14 protein-coding genes are annotated in these 16498 nt (G+C 73.9%); 6 read left to right on the top strand and 8 right to left on the bottom strand.

All coding sequences use genetic code 11. The features are described from left to right. Position 1: 1 nt before the first annotated feature. From PUR53_RS39040 to PUR53_RS39015, 6 genes are all read right to left on the bottom strand, one after another. A complete protein-coding gene (locus PUR53_RS39040) occupies positions 2-583 on the bottom strand; it encodes a hypothetical protein (protein ID WP_329911501.1) in 582 nt (193 codons plus the stop codon). Next, positions 580-1962: a hypothetical protein gene (locus tag PUR53_RS39035; protein ID WP_329911500.1), complete on the bottom strand. Its 1383-nt coding sequence runs from the start codon at positions 1960-1962 to the stop codon at positions 580-582. Before PUR53_RS39035 ends, PUR53_RS39040 begins: the two co-directional genes overlap by 4 nt. Further along, positions 1959-2792, bottom strand: coding sequence for an ABC transporter ATP-binding protein (locus PUR53_RS39030; RefSeq protein WP_329896585.1), 834 nt, complete (start codon positions 2790-2792; stop codon positions 1959-1961). Before PUR53_RS39030 ends, PUR53_RS39035 begins: the two co-directional genes overlap by 4 nt. Next, positions 2789-3625: a zf-HC2 domain-containing protein gene (locus tag PUR53_RS39025; RefSeq protein WP_329896586.1), complete on the bottom strand. Its 837-nt coding sequence runs from the start codon at positions 3623-3625 to the stop codon at positions 2789-2791. The genes PUR53_RS39030 and PUR53_RS39025 overlap by 4 nt, the downstream gene beginning before the upstream one ends. Next, positions 3622-4182 (bottom strand): RNA polymerase sigma factor, encoded by a 561-nt coding sequence (locus PUR53_RS39020; RefSeq protein WP_329896587.1) that lies wholly within the window; start codon positions 4180-4182, stop codon positions 3622-3624. Before PUR53_RS39020 ends, PUR53_RS39025 begins: the two co-directional genes overlap by 4 nt. 67 nt (positions 4183-4249) lie before the next feature. Next, positions 4250-4864 (bottom strand): dihydrofolate reductase family protein, encoded by a 615-nt coding sequence (locus PUR53_RS39015; protein WP_329896680.1) that lies wholly within the window; start codon positions 4862-4864, stop codon positions 4250-4252. A 253-nt stretch (positions 4865-5117) separates the two neighbouring features. Here PUR53_RS39015 and PUR53_RS39010 point away from each other — a divergent pair, with 253 nt between their 5' ends. The 3 genes from PUR53_RS39010 (at position 5118) to PUR53_RS39000 (ending at position 10622) form a co-directional block, all read left to right on the top strand. Next, entirely contained in the window at positions 5118-6308 is a 1191-nt protein-coding gene (locus tag PUR53_RS39010) for a carboxylate-amine ligase (protein WP_329896588.1), read from the top strand. A gap of 235 nt (positions 6309-6543) precedes the next feature. Then, positions 6544-8328: an N-acetylglutaminylglutamine amidotransferase gene (locus PUR53_RS39005; protein WP_329896589.1), complete on the top strand. Its 1785-nt coding sequence runs from the start codon at positions 6544-6546 to the stop codon at positions 8326-8328. Continuing rightward, entirely contained in the window at positions 8301-10622 is a 2322-nt protein-coding gene (locus PUR53_RS39000; protein ID WP_329896590.1) for a prolyl oligopeptidase family serine peptidase, read from the top strand. Before PUR53_RS39005 ends, PUR53_RS39000 begins: the two co-directional genes overlap by 28 nt. A gap of 401 nt (positions 10623-11023) precedes the next feature. Here the strand turns inward: PUR53_RS39000 and PUR53_RS38995 are convergent, their stop codons facing one another. After that, positions 11024-11512 carry a DUF5709 domain-containing protein gene (locus PUR53_RS38995; RefSeq protein ID WP_329896591.1) on the bottom strand — a complete coding sequence of 163 codons (489 nt, stop codon included), beginning with the start codon at positions 11510-11512 and terminating at the stop codon, positions 11024-11026. A 231-nt stretch (positions 11513-11743) separates the two neighbouring features. Between PUR53_RS38995 and PUR53_RS38990 the strand changes: the two genes are divergently transcribed. Further along, entirely contained in the window at positions 11744-13012 is a 1269-nt protein-coding gene (locus PUR53_RS38990; protein WP_329911499.1) for a cytochrome P450, read from the top strand. Between the two features lie 460 nt (positions 13013-13472). Here PUR53_RS38990 and PUR53_RS38985 read toward each other — a convergent pair whose 3' ends face one another. After that, positions 13473-14462: an SDR family oxidoreductase gene (locus PUR53_RS38985; protein WP_329896593.1), complete on the bottom strand. Its 990-nt coding sequence runs from the start codon at positions 14460-14462 to the stop codon at positions 13473-13475. Positions 14463-14793: 331 nt separating this feature from the next. Between PUR53_RS38985 and PUR53_RS38980 the strand changes: the two genes are divergently transcribed. Together PUR53_RS38980 and PUR53_RS38975 are read left to right on the top strand one after the other, a co-directional pair. Next, positions 14794-15591 carry a glycoside hydrolase family 16 protein gene (locus tag PUR53_RS38980; protein WP_329911498.1) on the top strand — a complete coding sequence of 266 codons (798 nt, stop codon included), beginning with the start codon at positions 14794-14796 and terminating at the stop codon, positions 15589-15591. Between the two features lie 60 nt (positions 15592-15651). After that, the gene (locus PUR53_RS38975) at positions 15652-16416 is read left to right on the top strand and encodes an IclR family transcriptional regulator (protein ID WP_239751616.1); all 765 of its coding nucleotides are present in this window, start codon (positions 15652-15654) and stop codon (positions 16414-16416) included. The last annotated feature ends 82 nt before the right edge of the window (positions 16417-16498 follow it).

Here is a 16498-nt window from a genome sequence, read left to right as displayed (position 1 = left end):
GTCAGCGTCTCGGGCCCGCGAGGGCGTACACCGTGGTGCCGGTGACCGCGAGGGCCAGGGCCGTCCAGGTGGCCGTCGGCGTACCGGGCGGCAGCATCATCCAGGTCGCGACCTCCATCGGCACGTTCGTCGGGGGCGGGGCGAAGACGGAGAACGACAGCCAGACGACCGCCGGGGTCCACGCGTACGCGGCCCCGCACACCACCGCTCCGAGCGCGACGAGCCCGGCCAGCCCGGCGCTGTCCCGGACGACGAAGGCGGTCGTGGCCAGGTCCGTGTCCGTCGCCGTCCCCACCGCGAGCAGCACGGCGCCGACGACGGCGCCGATGAGCAGCACGTGTGCCGCCCTGCGGGGCCGCCAGCGGATGGCGGCCGCGCGGTCCAGCGCGAGGTCCTGCCCGCCGAGCCCGATCGAGGTGGCCGTCACCCCGGCGACGAGGACGAACACGGGCATCCTCGGATCGACCGGTCCCCCGCCGCCGTCCCGGGCGATCAGCGCCCACACCCCGGCCGTGCTGATCACCACCGCGGCGAGCGACGCGGGCACCTGCCGGGAGCGCGCGTACAGGGTCAGCCATCTCATCGGGCGGTACCGCCGTCCAGGATGTCGAGCGGGTCGCCCGAGCAGGAGACCGCGGCGGTGTGCGCGGCCTTGACACGCGCGACCTGCCCGGACCACGGCAGGGCCTTGAGTTCCTTGAACACCGGGCCGGCCGTGGCCAGTTGGTCGGCCGGCGTATGTATCGCGCCGGGGAACGGCCGCAGATCCCCGAGGACCCAGCCCGCGACGACGCCCTGCGCGGCGAGTTCGCCGACCGTGCCGCTCTCGTTGGCGCTGCGGGCGGAGCAGTTCGGTGCCATGCCCTGCCCGAGGAGGGCCCGCGTCAACTGCTCGCCCCGCACGTCGCCGAGGACGCCGTCGCCGAAGTCGACGAGCACGGCCCTGCGTGACCGCTCCGGCGCGTCGAAGATCCCGCGTCGGGCGGTGCTCTCCCGGACGGACGTGGGTGCCTCGCCGCCGAGGGCGTCCCGCATGAGGCGCAGCGCCTCCTTCCCGGGGCCCGCGAGACCGGCCAGCCGGTCCTGGTGCACGGCCGCCACGCACACCGGTCCGTCGCAGACCTGGGCCGCGGCGGCCTCGTCGACGACATAGACCCGGCGCGGGTCGGCGGGCAGGACGAGCAGGGCGATCACCGCGCCCGCCAGGACCGGTGCGAGGGCGAGCAGCCGGGCGCGCGGCGTCGCGGCGGCGAGCAGCGCGAAGCCGGTCACCGCCATACCGAGGAGCCAGACCGTCTGGCCGAGGTGCACGGGGGCGGAGAGGGTCAGGAACACGTCGCGCACCTCGTCCACCGCCGGTGAGAGCAGCGTGACCCGGCTCGACGCCCACATCGGGCTCGGCACCGTCGACTCCGTCGACATCCGCAGCAGGTTGACGAAGACGAAGGCGGCCACGGCCAGCGCGGGCGGGGTCAGCGGGGAGGGGAGGTTGCGTCCGATCCCCATGCCGAGCAGGGCCCCCGCGACGAGCGCGAGCAGGGCGACCAGTGAGATCGGCAGCCAGCCGAGGTGCGTGTACTCGGCGGCGCCGACCACCTGGGCCGCGCCCAGGAGCACGACGAGCGCGAAGGCCGAGGTCACCGTGATCGCCATGGCGCCCGCGGTGGTGGCCGCGCGGTGGCGTGCGGGTCGCGGGGTGCTCGTCAGCAGTTCGGACATGCGCGACCGGTGGTCGCGCAGCCCTTGGAGGGCGCCGAGCGCCAGGGCGAGCGGCCACAGGACGGCCAGCAGGAACCGGGTCCACAGGGCCATGGACGTCCACTGGCTCGTCCACAGCGCGGCGCCTTTCCACCACGGTCCGCTCACCAGGTAAAGGAACGCCAGGGCGAGGCAGAAGGACAGCACGCCGGCCCAGGGGGCGACGGAACGCCTCAGTTCGATGCGCAGGACACGGCCGTTCACCAGGTGCCCCTTTCCTGGCGGGGGTCGAGCAGCAGCGCCGAGTAGCCGCGCTCCAGCGGGCTGTCGCCCACGTGGTCGGGTCCGCCCGCGGCGGCCAGTTCGTCCGGGGTGCCCTGGAAGACCAGCCGGCCCTCGGCGAAGAGCACCACGTCGGTGCAGGCGGCGGCGACGTCCTCCACCAGATGTGTCGAGACGACCACACAGGTGTCCGTGCCCAGCTCCTGCAACAGCTCACGGAACCGCAGCCGTTGGGCCGGGTCGAGGCCGACCGTCGGTTCGTCGAGGAGCAGGATCGCGGGGTCGTTGACGATGGCCTGGGCGATGCCGACGCGCCGCACCATGCCGCCCGACAGGGTTTTCATCCGCTCGTCGGCGCGGTCGGCGAGGCCGACCCGCTCGATCGCCCGCTGCACCGCACCGGGGATGTCCGCTTTCGGTACTTCCTTCAGCCACGCCATGTACTCGACGAACTCGCGCACGGTGAAGCGTTTGTAGTAGCCGAACTCCTGCGGCAGATAGCCGATCCGGCGGCGCAGCGCCCGGTGTTCGCCGAGGCCTCCGGCGTGCTCGCCGAGCAGTTCCAGGGTGCCCTCGGCGGGGCGCAGCACGGTGGCCAGTGCCCGGATGAGGGTGGTCTTGCCGGCCCCGTTGGGTCCGAGCAGGCCGTGCACGCCGGTGCCGAGCGACAGGTCGAGTCCGTCGACGGCCATCCGTTTCCGACCCACCCTCACCTTCAGCCCCGTGGCCCGGATCTCCCAGGCGTAGGGCGTCGGCGCGAGGTCGGCCGCGGTCAGCGCGGACATCACGTGTGGTTCCTTCCCGTTGGTCATCGATGGGCTCCCAGCACGGAGTACGCGCCCCTGCGGGCGATCACGACACCGATGCCGAGCGTGAGGATCAGCCCCCAGACGGGCAGGCCGTCCGCCCGGAGGGCGAGGGGGGTGCGGCCGGTGGCCAGGGCGGGCGCCACGACCACGACGGCCCACACCGTGACCAGCGCGAGGGCGGCGCGGGTCACGCCGACGACCCCGCCGAGTGCCAGGGTCGTCGAGGTGAACGCCAGGCAGGGCAGCAGCCACTGGGCGGCCGTCACCCCCGTCGCCCATCCGCCCACGAACAGCGCGGGCACGACCAGGACGAGCACGGCCACGGTGCGCCGCAGCACCAGTGGCAGACCGGCCCTGGGCACGGAGGCCGTCAGCTCGTACGCCGGGTCCAGGCCGCGTGACCACGAGGCCGCGACGCCGAGCACGGGCAGGACGGGGGAGAGCAGCAGCACCAGCGACACCTCGCCGGGGCCGGAGCCGTCTCCCGTGCCGGGGTCGGCGAGGTCGAGCAGCAGCGCGAGCAGGGTGACGCTCATGACCATGGCCAGCCACGGCACCGTCGTGGGCGTCAGCCACGTCGCGAGCCGGGCCCACAGTCGTCGGCGGCGGGGCATCGTGGCGGTGGTGGCAAGCCGGGGTTCGAGATCGGCCCAGACGGTGCCGACCAGGGCGGTCACGGCGGGGGCGGTCACCGTGACGGCGGCCGACAGCCGGTCCCGGCAGCTCCGGCAGGCCTCCAAGTGGGCTTCCAGCGCCCACACCTCGTCGGCGGCGAGGTCCGTGTCGCCGCGCGCGTAACCGTCGATGAGCCGCGTCGAGGCGTGTTCCACGCTCATGCCAGGGCCTTCCGCATCTCGGTCCGGGCCCGACGGGCCCGGGTCTTGACCGTGCCCTCGGGCACGCCGAGCAGGACCGAGGTCTCCCGGACGGTCAGTCCGTCGAGCACCATGGCCTGCAGTACCGCTCTGAGTTCGGGTGCGAGGCGGCGCAGCGCGTCCCCGACGTCGCCGCAGACGGTCGCCGCGAGCGCCTCGTCCTCGGCGGCGGGCGCCACGGGGTGCGCGGCAGCGACGGGCGGGGGTTCCGCGTGGTGGGCCCTGCGCCGGAACGCGTCGACGAGCCGGCGGGCGGCGATCGTCCACAGCCAGCCGACCGCCGTCCCTCCGACGGCGGCCCCGGCGAACGCGCCCGCCGCGCGCCACACCGCCAGATACGTCTCCTGCATGACCTCGGCGACGATCTGCTCGTCGGCGCAGCGGCGCCGCAACCGGACCGCCAGCCACGGCGCGGTGCGCCGGTACAGCTCGTCGAACGCCGCGCGGTCGCCCTTGGCCACGAGCCGGACGAGGCGCTCCTCGTCCGGCTCGCCCGCTGCCTTCCTGAGTGATCTCACACCCCCTAGACGTGGGGTCCGCGCGACGGGTTTTCCGTTCCGCGTGATCCCCGTCACACCCTGCGGGTCACCGCGGGAAGCGGTACTTCAGGTGGGTGGCGAGCGGGGTGTGGACCACCCTGACCGTTTCGAGGTCGTGCCCTCGTACCTCCGGGTCGTCGAAGAGCCGCAGTCCCGCGCCGAGGAGCGCGGGCACGACGTGCAGCTGCAGTTCGTCGACGAGTCCCTCCCGGAGGTACTGCCGCACGGTGTAGGCGCCGCCCGCGATGTCGACGTTGCGGTCCCCCGCGGCGGCCCTGGCCCGGTCGAGGGCGCTGTGGACACCGTCGGTGACGAAGGTGAAGGTGGTGCCGCCCTCCTTGACCAGGGTGGGCCTCGGGCGGTGGGTCAGCACGAAGACGGGGGTGCGGAAGGGCGGGTTGTCGCCCCAGAACTCCTCGCCCAGGTCGTACATCGTCCGGCCCATGACCACCGCCCCGGTGGCGTCGAACCATTCGCGCATCAGTTCGGAGTCGCGGTTCTCCTCTCCGCCGGTCAGGCCCTGGCGCTCCCGCCAGCCAGCCAGGTTGTGGATCCACTCGAAGAGCGGCTCGGCGCCGTCGCCTCCCGGATTGTCGGGGGAGACGCCGGGGCCGGCGACGTAGCCGTCGAGGGAGATGGCCAAATCCGCAGTCACGGTCACAGTCACGGTGGGGTACTCCTGAAGTCTGGGTCGTTCTGTCTTCACTCTCACGTCGATCGGCGACCGCCGCCTTCGACATCGCCCGCCACATCCGTCGCCGCGACGGGCTCGGCACCGCTCGCACGGGGATGCGTTGGCGACAGAAGTGCAGAGATGGGACTATTTGTGCGTTTGTCGGGAACTCGCACCACGCAGCGGTCGTCGAAGGGCTCAGGCCCGGCGGGCGATCTCGGGTACGGATGAGGGAGAAGCCGTGACCGTTCGTGTAGGCGTAGAGGAAGAGTTTCATGTTCTGGACGCGGAGAACGGGCGGTTGGTCCCCGGGGCCGGCGCGGTTCTCGGCCGACTGCCCGGACCCGAGTTCAAGGCCGAGCTCCAGCGGTCCGCGGTCGAGTGGAACAGCCCCGTCCACTCCGCGCTCGACTCCCTGCACGACGATCTGCGCGGGGCACGGCGCCGGCTGGACGACGCGGCCACCGGGCTCGGGCTGGCCGTCGTCGCGGCCGGGACCGTACCGTTCGCGCGGGTGACACCCGGGGACGCGACCCCCGATTTCCGTTACCGGGCGCTGGTCGACGAGTACCGCAAGGTCGCCGACGAGCAGCTCGTGTGCAGCGCGCAGGTCCATGTCGACGTGCCCGACCGGGACACGGCCGTCCGGATCATGTGCGGTGTCTCCCCGTGGCTGCCCCCGCTGCTGGCCCTGTCCGCCAGCTCGCCGTTCTGGCTCGGCGCGGACACGGGCTACGCGAGCTGGCGCACGATGCTGTGGCAGCGCTGGCCCACCGCGGGGCCCGTCGGCTGCTTCGGCGGGGCCGCCGACTACGACGCGGCGGTCGAGGACCTGATCCGCTCCGGCGTGATCAAGGACCCGGGGATGGTCTACTACGACCTGCGGCCGAGCGAACACCAGCGGACCCTGGAGCTGCGCATCTGCGACGCCTGCCCGCGCGCCGAGACGGTCGTCCTCATAGCGGGCCTCTTCCGCGCCCTCGTCGAGGACGCCAAGGCAGGCCTGGAGCAGCCCGGCGCGGGCTGCGACGGCAGGCACGAATGGCTGAAGGCAGCGGTCTGGCGGGCCGCCCAGGCGGGTCTGGAGGGCACCCTCGTCGACCCGGTCACCCGCTTCGCAGCGCCCGCCCCCGAGGTGGTGCGCGCCATGGTCCGCAGGCTGCGCCCGGTCCTGGAGGCCCTCGGCGACTGGGACACCGTCCGCACCCTCACCGAGGAGGCCCTGGCCCGGGGCAGCGCGGCCCACCGGCTGCGCGAGGTCGCCGAGCAGGAGGGCATGCTCGCCTGCGTCCGGGCGGCGGTCGCCGAGACCCGGGGCGAGTACGGGCAGGGCACCGGTCCCGGAGCCGTCCGCCGGCCCGTGGCCGCGGCCGGCGGGGCCGGCCCCGCCGGGACCTCGGCGGCGTACTCGGTCGAGTCCGTCGGCAGCTGACATCCGAGCGGCGGCGCAAGAGGCAGGCACCGGCTCTCGCCCCCGCGACAGGTCACGGCGCGGAGATCCCGACGCGGCAGCGTCCTCCCCCGTGGTGCCGGTGCCACCGTGATCAAGGAGTGGCTCGCATGCCCAGCAAGACGGAGACGCACCCGAAACGCACCGGCTCGTGCTCGATCGAGGCTTCGCCTCCGGGACCGGCCGACGCAGACCCCCTGCGAGGAGGTGCGGTCTGATGTGCGGTCTCAGCGGAGAGATCCGCTTCGACGGCGGACGGCCCGACCTGGCCGCCGTCGAGCGCATCACCGACCGACTCGCTCCCCGTGGCCCGGACGGCAGGGGCCTGTGGTCGCAGAACGCCGTCGCCCTGGGGCACCGCAGGCTGAAGATCATCGACCTGTCCGAGTGCGGGGCCCAGCCGATGACGGACCCCGCGGGCCGGATCGCCGGAGTTTTCAACGGCTGCGTCTACAACTACAAGGAGTTGCGTGAGGAACTGCGCGGCCTCGGCCACCGCTTCTTCTCCGGCTCCGACACCGAGGTGGTGCTCAAGGCCTACCAGCAGTGGGGCACCTCCTGCGTCGACCACTTCTTCGGCATGTTCGCCTTCGCCATCGCCGAACAGGACACCGGCCGCCTGGTGCTGGCCCGTGACCGGCTGGGCATCAAGCCGCTGTACCTGGCCCAGGCGCCGGGGCGGCTGCGGTTCGCCTCCTCGCTGCCCGCGCTCCTGGCGGGCGGCGGCGTCGACACCTCGCTCGACCCGGTCGCGCTGCACCAGTACCTGAGCTGGCACGCCACGGTCGCCGCACCGCACACCGTGCTCGCGGGCGTGCGCAAGCTCCCCGCGGCCACCGTGCGGGTGGTGGAGCCGGACGGCAGCCACCGCGACATCCGCTACTGGCAGCCGTCGTACACCCGCAGGCCCGAGGACGCGGGCATGGACGCGGACGACTGGCGGGACGCGGTGCTCGACGCGCTGCGCACCGCCGTACGCCGCCGCATGGTCGCCGACGTGCCCGTGGGCGTCCTGCTGTCGGGCGGCCTCGACTCCAGCCTGATCGTGGCGCTGCTGGCCGACGAGGGGCAGCGCGATCTCGCCACGTTCAGCGTGGGCTTCGAGTCCGAGGGCGGCGAGGAGGGCGACGAGTTCCCCTACTCGGACCTGGTCGCCCGGCGTTTCGGCACCGACCACCACCAGCTGATGGTGCCCTCGGACCGCGTGTCGACGGCCCTGGACGCGGCGATCGGGGCGATGAGCGAGCCGATGGTCAGCCATGACGTGGTGGCCTTCCACCTGCTCGCCGAACAGGTCGCGAAGGAGGTCAAGGTCGTACAGAGCGGCCAGGGCGCCGACGAGGTCTTCGCCGGCTACCACTGGTACCCGGACATCGCCGTCGCACCGAGGAAGCGGGCGGCCGAGGCGTACGCCGAGACGTACTTCGACCGGCCGCACGCCGACCTCGCCGGAATGCTGCGACCACGCTTCCTGCCCGACCACGACGTGTCCGACCGCTTCGTACGGGAGCACATGGCCCGCCCGGGCGCCGAGACCGCGCTCGACGCGGCGCTGCGGCTCGACGCCGAGGTGATGCTCGTCGACGACCCGGTCAAGCGCGTCGACAACATGACCATGGACTGGGGCCTGGAGGCCCGGACCCCGTTCCTCGACCACGAGCTGGTGGAACTGGCCGCCGCCTGCCCGCCGGAGCTCAAGCTCGCCGACGGCGGCAAGGGGATCCTCAAGGCCGCGGGCCGGCGGGTCCTGCCCGCCGAGGTCGTCGACCGGCCGAAGGGGTACTTCCCGGTCCCCGCCGTCAAGCACATGGCGGGCCCCGTACTGGGCAGGGTCCGTGAGGCGCTGTCCGCGCCCGAGGCCAGGTCGCGCGGCGTCTTCCGGGGCGACTACGTGGCCCGGCTGCTGGCGGCCCCGGACGAACACCGCGCCAGGCGTGGGGCGAACGAGCTGTGGCAGGTAGCTTTGCTGGAGATATGGCTGCAAACGCACGGAATCAGGTGACCGGGGCGCACCCCCGCACGGGCTCCCCCCACCCCTCCCCCGTCGGCGAGGAACTCGTCGACGGGGTGCCGTGGCGCCCGGAGGAGCACGGTCGCACCGCCCCGTCGGCCCCCGGGGCCGACGGCCGCACCCGTAGGTTCACCGTCCCGACGCCGGCGGCCGCCACGGCCCCGGTGCCGGTCCCGCTGCCCGACACCGCCGCGCCGCTGGACACGCCACAGCCGTTGCGGTCGCACGGCTGCTGGTACCCGTCCGTGGACCCGAGCGGCCGGTACGTCGCGTTCATCTGCGACCGGGGCGGGGTGCCCCAGCTGTGGACCGGGCCGGTCGGCGGGGACGAGGTGCATCTGCTGGACTCCGAACCCCACCCGGTCAAGGAGGTGGCCTGGTCGCCCGACGGCCGCTGGATCGCCTACACCACCGCCCCCGGCGGCGGCGAGCACACCAGGGTGCTGTGCGTACGGCCCGACGGCACCGGGCGACGCATCCTCGCCGGTGCCGAACCGGGCAGCTCGGCCCACCTGGGCTGCTGGCAGCACGACGGTACGGCCGTCGCCGTCACCGTCGCCGAACCGGTCCGCACGCCCGGTGGCGCCGACGGGGAGGAAGGGGCCGCTCCCACGGGGCCCGGCCTCGCCGATCCGGACACCTACACCGCCCCCCGCCCGGCGGGCTGGGCCACCCGCGACGGCCGGGCCGTGCTGCTGGGCGGCCCGCACCACGGCGACGCCGGTCCCGGGGCCGGCCGCGAGACGGAGGGCCCCGAGGCCCACGGCACGGGGACGCCCGGCGCACGGGAGGAGGACGGCGAGACGGCCCGGGAGAGGACGTCCGGCGGAGGGCTGGCCGCCTATCTGGTCGACCCCCTGGGCGTGGCGGCGCCCACCCTGGTCGCGGTGGAACGCGGCGCCGCGACCCTGCGCGTGTGCGACCTCAGCAGGGACGGACGGCTGGCACTCGTGCGCCGGGGACCGCGCGGCCGTCGTGAGGCCCTTGTCGTACGGACCGGCGACCTGCGGACCGTCTTCGCCCTGCACGTCGCCGACGGCGACCCGTGGATCGGCCGGTTCTCCCCGGACGGTACGACGCTGTGGCTGCGCAGCGACGCGGCACGGGAGTTCGCCGCGCTGTTCGCGGTCCGCCTCGACGCCGAGGGCGCGTCGCTGGGGCTGACCGTCGCCGCCGAGCGCGCGGACTGCGGGCTGGAGCTGCTGGCGCTCGGCCACGACGGGTACACCGCCGCCCTGGCCTGGAACGTACGCGGCGCAACCGAGCTGGAGGTCACCTCGGTGTCCCCGACGTCCGCCGGGGAGGCCCGGGTCGGGCCGTCGCGGACGGTGTCCCTGCCGCACGAGGTGGTGACGCGTATCCCGCGGGTCGACGGCCGGGCGGGACTGGTGCTGGCCCTGTCCGGCTCGCAGCGCCGCCCCGGGGTGTGGTGGTTCCCCGAGGGCACCGCGCGGCGGACCGCGTGGTCGTCGCGGGACGAGGACGCCGTCCCGCCCGGTCGGCCGCCGGTGCGTCCCGTGCCGCTGCGGCCCGTCGCGCGGGACGGACTGCCGCTGAGCGGCTGGTACTACCGGGCTCCGGACCGGGGCGCCGGTGAGCCCGCGCCCTGTGTGATCCATCTGCACGGCGGGCCGGAGGAGCAGGAACGCCCGGTGTTCAACCCGCTCTACCACGAGCTGCTGGGCCGGGGGCTCGACGTCTTCGCCCCGGATGTGCGCGGCTCGTCGGGGCACGGCCGCTCCTTCGTCGACGCCGACCTCGGCACGGGCCGGTTCGCCGCGATCGAGGACGTCGCCGCCTGCGCGGCCCATGTCGTCGTCGCCGGTCTCGCCGATCCACGGCGGCTGGCCGTCATGGGACGCTCCTACGGCGGCTATCTGGTGATGGCCTCCCTCGTGTGGCACCCGGACCTCTTCCGCACCGGCGTCGCGGCCTGCGGCATGTCCGACTTCGCGACCTTCTACGCCGGTACCGAGCCGTGGATCGCGGAGTCGGCCGCGCACAAGTACGGCCACCCGGAACACGACCGCGAACTGCTGCACGCGCTGTCCCCGATGACCCGCGTGGACGCCCTGCGCGTCCCCGTCCTCACGGTCCACGGCGAGCACGACACCAATGTGCCGCTCGGCGAGTCCGAGCAGTTCGTCCGCGCGGCCCGGGAACGCGGGCTGCGGGCCGAACTGCTGCTGCTGCGCGACGAGGGCCACGACTTCCTGCGCGCGGACAGCCGCAGGCTCTTCCGCCGGACCGCCGCCGACTGGCTCCAGCGCCACATCGCCGAGTAGGGCCGCCGGCGCCCCTCCCGGTCAGGGCAGACGGCGAACGGCGAGGAGGAGCGGCGCGGGAGGCGGCGGGTGACGCTGGCCCAAGTGGGCTCCCACGTGATCGGCAAGCAGCTGATCGACCGGCGCAGGCCGCCGAAGGAGTGGTTCCCGCAGGCCGAGGTCGACGACCGCCCCGCGTCCTCTCCTCGTCCCTCCCTCCGGCCACACGGCCGCCGTCGCGCCCTCTTGGCCTGGGGCTGGCGCCGCGAGTGCGGTCCCCACCGTGCTCGTGGCCGTCGAGCGTGTGCGCCCCAGGCCATCACCGTGGCCGCCGCGGACCAGAGCTTGGCGCTCTCGGCCGTCTCCTCCACCGCCCACAGCGGCTTGCCCACACGCGGGGGCCGACCCGTGCATGCGTTCGTTCATTCCTCCGGCAGGTCCACCGGGGGCAGCCGGTCGTCGGGGACCACGTGCATCGCCGCCTCCTCGGCGCCCGCCGCGCCGCCGTCGATGCCCTCGTCCTCGGCGACCAGTTCCTTGGTGGTGTCCGTCCGGACGCCCTCGTCGGGTGCGACGAGACGGCCGGCGCGGTCCGATCCGGCCTCCGGGTCGACGGGCTCGCCCTCGCCGCCCGGGAGGTCGCCGATGCCGTCCCCTGCCGGGACCTCCACGTCGGGCTCCTCCTGCCGCAGTCTGTCGTCCAGGGACTCGCCCTCGTGCTGCTCGGCCGCCGTGGTGCCGCTCTTGGTGACGCCCAGCGGCCTCTCCGGCGGCGAATAACCCTCGTCCAGCATGTCGTCGTACGTGCGTTCGTCGAGCGCGTCCTGGAGATCCAGCGGAGAGGCGTCCTCCTGCTCCTCATTGCCACCGGTGGGCTGGTAGGCGTCGTCCGCCAGGTTCTCGTCGCTCATGATCGCCTCCGGGGGTTGGTCGGCCGGTTCGTGTCTCCGTGCGGAGTACCGAGTTCCGCGGGGTGTAACACCTCTGTGCCGTGATCGCCCCCGCGTCGCGCCGGCCCGGCAGGTGCTCGGCGGCCCGTGGGGCACGCGCTTCGACCGCCCGCGCGGGGCGGGCTCCGGCCATCCGTGCGGTGCCCGTGCCGCCCGCGTTACCGGCCGACCCGGGCGGGCACTCGGGTCGGCATGAATCCCAGTCCTCGCACTCCCCTGGTCGACAGTTCGCTCGCGGCCCTGGTCAAGGGGTACACCTGGCTGCCCGAGCGCCGGCGCCGCAGCACCGGTCCCCTGGTCCGCACCCGCCTGATGGGACAGCACACCGTCGCCCTGTGGGGCCCGGAGGCCGTGCGGTTCTTCTACGACGAGCGGCACGTGGAACGGGCGAGCGCGTTGCCCGGCCCGGTGCTGAGCACCCTGTTCGGCCACGGGGCCGTGCACACCCTGGACGGTCCGGCCCATCGCGTGCGCAAGGAGCTGTTCCTTTCGCTGCTCACCGGCCCGCAGGCGGTCGCGGGCCTGGTGGAGCGGGTCGCCGAGGCCTGGGACGCGGCCGTGGACTCGTGGCCCGGCCGGCGCTCGGTCGTGCTGTTCGACGAGGCGAGCCGGGTGCTCGCGCTGGGCGTCTGCCGATGGGCCGGCATCCCCCTGGTCGAGCCCGCCGCCGCGGAAACGGCCCGGGACATGGTCGCCATGGTCGACGGTTTCGCCACACCGGGGCCCCGGCACTGGCGGGCCCGCCGGGCGCGCAGTCGTAGCGAGGCCTGGCTGGCGGGTCTGGTGCGGGACGTCCGGGAGGGCGCCGCCACCGCGCCGGCCGGGTCGCCGCTGGACGTGGTGGTCCGGCACCTGGACGCCGACGGTCTGCCGCTCGACCCGCACACGGCCGCGGTGGAACTCCTCAACATCGTCCGCCCCACCGTCGCGGTGTGCTGGTTCGTCACCTACGCCGGTCACGCGCTGCGGCTGCGGCCCGACGTCCGGGAGCGGCTGGCCGAGGACGACCCCGAGTACGCCGTGGCGTTCGCCCACGAGCTGCGGCGCTTCTACCCGTTCGCGCCCTTCGTCGGCGGGCTGGCCGTCACCGACCTGGAGTGGCGCGGCGAGCCGATCCCGGCGGGCGCCATGGTCCTGCTCGACCTGTACGGGCAGAACCACGACCCCGAGCTGTGGGACCTGCCGTACACCTTCGAACCACAGCGCTTCCTGGAGCGGCCGCCCCGCCGCGACGACCTGGTGCCGCAGGGCGGCGGCGACCGCGCCGCCGGTCATCGCTGCCCCGGCGAGGACGTCACCGTGGCGCTGCTGCGGGCCCTGGGGCCGCGGCTGGCCCGGCTCACGTACGACGTGCCCGCCCAGGACCTGCGGATCCCGCTGACGCGGATGCCGGCGCGCGTACGCAGCGGTTTCGTCATGGAATCGGTCCGGGTCCCGACGCGGGTGCACGCGTCCGGGTAGGACACGACGGACCGCGCTTCCCAGACCCACCCCAGGCGCGGCTACGGGCGGGTGCCTGCGCCCGTAGCCTCGCTCCCGGTGGCTTCGGCGCCCCTCCAGCGGCGCCGGTGCCTCCGCACCCGCGCACCCGTCCGGCGGCCCGGCGTCGACCTGACGCCTCCGACATCTACGGCGGCTCCGACGCCCCGCGTGCCTCCGGCGGCTTCGATGCCGCTCCAGCGGCTTTGGGTGCTCCCGGTGGCTTCGATGCGCCTCTTCAGCGGCGCCGGTGGCCCCGGCGGCCTCGATGGTCCCCCACGGCTCCCGCGCCCCGGGGACGACGGTGCGCCTCCAGCGGCCCCGGTGCCCCCGGCGGCTTCGACACCCCTCCAACGGCTGCCGTGCCCCCGGCGGCCTCGGTGGCCCCCAGGGGCTTGGTCGGTTCCCCGGGGCTTCGGTGGTGGTCGCCGGGGGCTTCGGATCAGGCCGTGGTCAGTTCGCGGCCGATTTTGCGTCCTGCGGCGGCCACGCCCGCGCCCACCACCGCGACGACGGCCGTCCGGCGCAGCGCCGTGCGGCGTCGGCCGCCCCAGCCGCCGTGCACGGCTCCCTCGCCGGGAGCGGGTACGTGCAGCGCTCCATGCGTGGCCGGCGCCGTCTCGTCGTGGGACAGATGGGTCCTGTCGGTCTGCCGGGCCATCGCCCGCTCCGCCAGGGCCGGGTTCTTGCGCGCCCTGCGCACCAGAGCCCGCCCGGCGGGGCCGACCACCACTTCACGGTGCGGGTGACGGACCAGGTCGACGACGGCCTTGGCGACCCGCTCGGGGCTGTAGACGGGCGGCATCGCGACCACCTTGCGCCCGGTGTAGTTGGCCGACTGCTCGAAGTGCGGCGTGTCGATGGTCGCGGGCATCACCGTGCACACCCGGACCCCCTTCACCCCTTCCACCCGCAGCTGCTGCCGCAGACTCGACCCGAAGCCCTGGACGGCGTGCTTGGACATGCTGTACGGGTGGCTGTAGGGCTGGGCCACGGCTCCCACGATCGAGGAGATGTTGACCAGCGTGCCCCGCCCCTGCGCCCGCATCACCGGCAGAGCCGCGCGCGCCCCGTGCACATAGCCCATCACGTTCACGTCCAGGACCCGGCGGAAGTCCTCCAGCGGTACGTCCTCGAACCGGCCGAAGGCGTTGACGGCGGCGTTGTTGACCCAGACGTCGATCCGGCCGAACTCCCGCACCGCGCGCCTCGCCAGGTCGTCGACCGCCGTGGCGTCCGTCATGTCGGTCGGCACGACCAGTGTCCGCGCCCCGCGGTGCCTCTCGCACTCCTGAGCGGTCGCCTCCAGCGCTTCCTCGCGACGGGCGGCCAGCACCACCGCGCAGCCCTTGCGTGCGAATGCCTCGGCGGTGGCCCTGCCGATCCCGCTGGACGCTCCTGTCACCACCACGACGTGTTCCCGCAGTCGCATCGCGTACCTCCTCAGGTCCGACGTCCCGGACGTGTCAGGTCCGGCTCCGCGCCCCGAGTACCCGAAACGGCCGGTTCACCTCGCCGACGGAGCTCGCCGACGGAGTACGACCCTCCGGTAGGCACCGCACACCACCCCGTTCCGGGGATGGCGCCGGAGCGGCCGTGCGGTGAGGATGCTCCCTCGCACCACGCATCCGCAGTGGGTCGAAGGGGGCTTTCCGATGGGTTCGCACGCGGCACCGAAACGTCGTGGACGCGCACTGTGGCCCTCCCTGTGTCTCCTGCCGCTGGTGGCGCTCGTAGGCGTCCCCCGTGCCGAGGGAGCACCGGTGTCGGCCGACGCCTGCCGTGTCGCGGGCACCGCGTTGCCCCGGGGCGACTGCGGGCCGTTCTGGCAGGTCCTGGCGGAGGACTTCGACGGCGACCGGGTGCCGCTGGGCGGGTTCAGCGACTGCGAGCACCGGGTCGACACCTCCGCCGCCCACTGCGGGGGCCTGCGCGGCGCATACCGCGACAACTGGTGGGCGTATCCCACGGGTTGGCGCGACACGGCCAAGGACCGGGGCCGGGACGTCGTCGGTGTCTACCACCCGGAGGACACCGTGAGCGTGGGCCCTGCGGAGAACGGCGACGGCCGGATGTTCATCCGGATGTGGCGGCCCGCCGACGGGGGTCCCGTGCATGCTGCCGCGGTGGTACCCCGTGCGGTCATGCAGATGAAGTACGGCAAGTACAGCGCCCGTATCAAGGTGACGAAGCTCGCCCCGGGATACAAGTCGGCCTGGCTGCACTACGGCGGGGGCTGCGAGATGGACCATCCCGAGGGTGAGTGGACCGGCGACCTCACCGCCTTCCACCATCCCTGCGGTGGTGGTGAACAGGGCTACTTCCCCGGGAGCGACGACTGGACGCGGTGGCACACCGTGTCGACGGAGTGGACGCCCGGCCATGTGCGGTTCTTCGTGGACGGACGGCTGGTGGGGCACGACACCCGGAACGTGCCGGACCGGCCGCTGTCGTGGGTGCTGCAGAACGAGAGCGCCCTGGAGGGGCCGGGCGCGGCCCCGGGCAGCAGCGCCCAGCTCGACATCACCTGGGTCGCGGCCTACGCGTACGGGTGGAAGTGACCGTCCCGTCCCGGCCGGGCGGCGCTTGCCCGGGGCGCGCGCCCGGCGCACGCTGGTCGTATGGCTGCGCACGAAGGCCCCGGCCCCACACTCATCACCTCCGTGCAGCGGGCCTTCCGCCTGCTGGAGGCGGTGAGCGCGCACGAGAACGGCGCGCCCGCGAAACAGCTGGCGCGGGAGACCGGGCTGCCGCTGGCCACCGCCTACCACCTGCTGCGGACCCTCGTCCACGACGGCTACCTGCGGAAACTGGCCGACGGCGGGTTCGTCCTGGGCGACAAGGTGACGGCCCTGCACACCACCGGCAGGGGTCAGGCACTGCTCAGCCGGGTCCGGCCGACGCTCGCCGCACTGCGGGACGAGCTGACCACCGCCGCTTACCTCACCTTCTACGAGGACGGTGAGATCAGGGTCGCCGAGATCGTGGACAGCGCCCGGGCGCCCCGGGTGGACCTCTGGGTGGGGTTCGAGGACGCCGGGCACGCCACCGCGCTGGGCAAGTCGGTGCTGCGCGAACTGGACGAGGAGTCCCGCAAGGACTACCTCTCCCGGCACCATCTCGCCGACCTCACTCCCCGGACCATCACCGACGCCCCGGAACTGCTCCGCCGGCTGGACGACTCCCCCATCGCACCGGCCGTCACGGACCTGGAGGAGTACGCCCTCGGCACGGTCTGTGTCGCGGTCCCCGTCTACAGCGGCGACACCCTCGGCTCGCTCGGCGTCTCGCTGCGGGCGGACCGCCTCTCCCGTCTCGACGAGGTCCGGGCCCGGCTGCTCCCGACCGCGAGCCGGGTGACCAGGGGCCTGTCGCTCACTATCTGAAAATCGTCTCCTTGTGGTGCCCGAGCCGATCCTCTTTCCTGGACCAAACGGACAATTCCGGAGTGCATGCTCCACGGACAGG

Source organism: Streptomyces sp. SP18BB07 (assembly GCF_036322545.1).
In the GTDB taxonomy this organism is placed as follows: Bacteria; Actinomycetota; Actinomycetes; order Streptomycetales; family Streptomycetaceae; genus Streptomyces; species Streptomyces deccanensis.
This window is presented reverse-complemented; position numbering and strand designations above follow the sequence as displayed.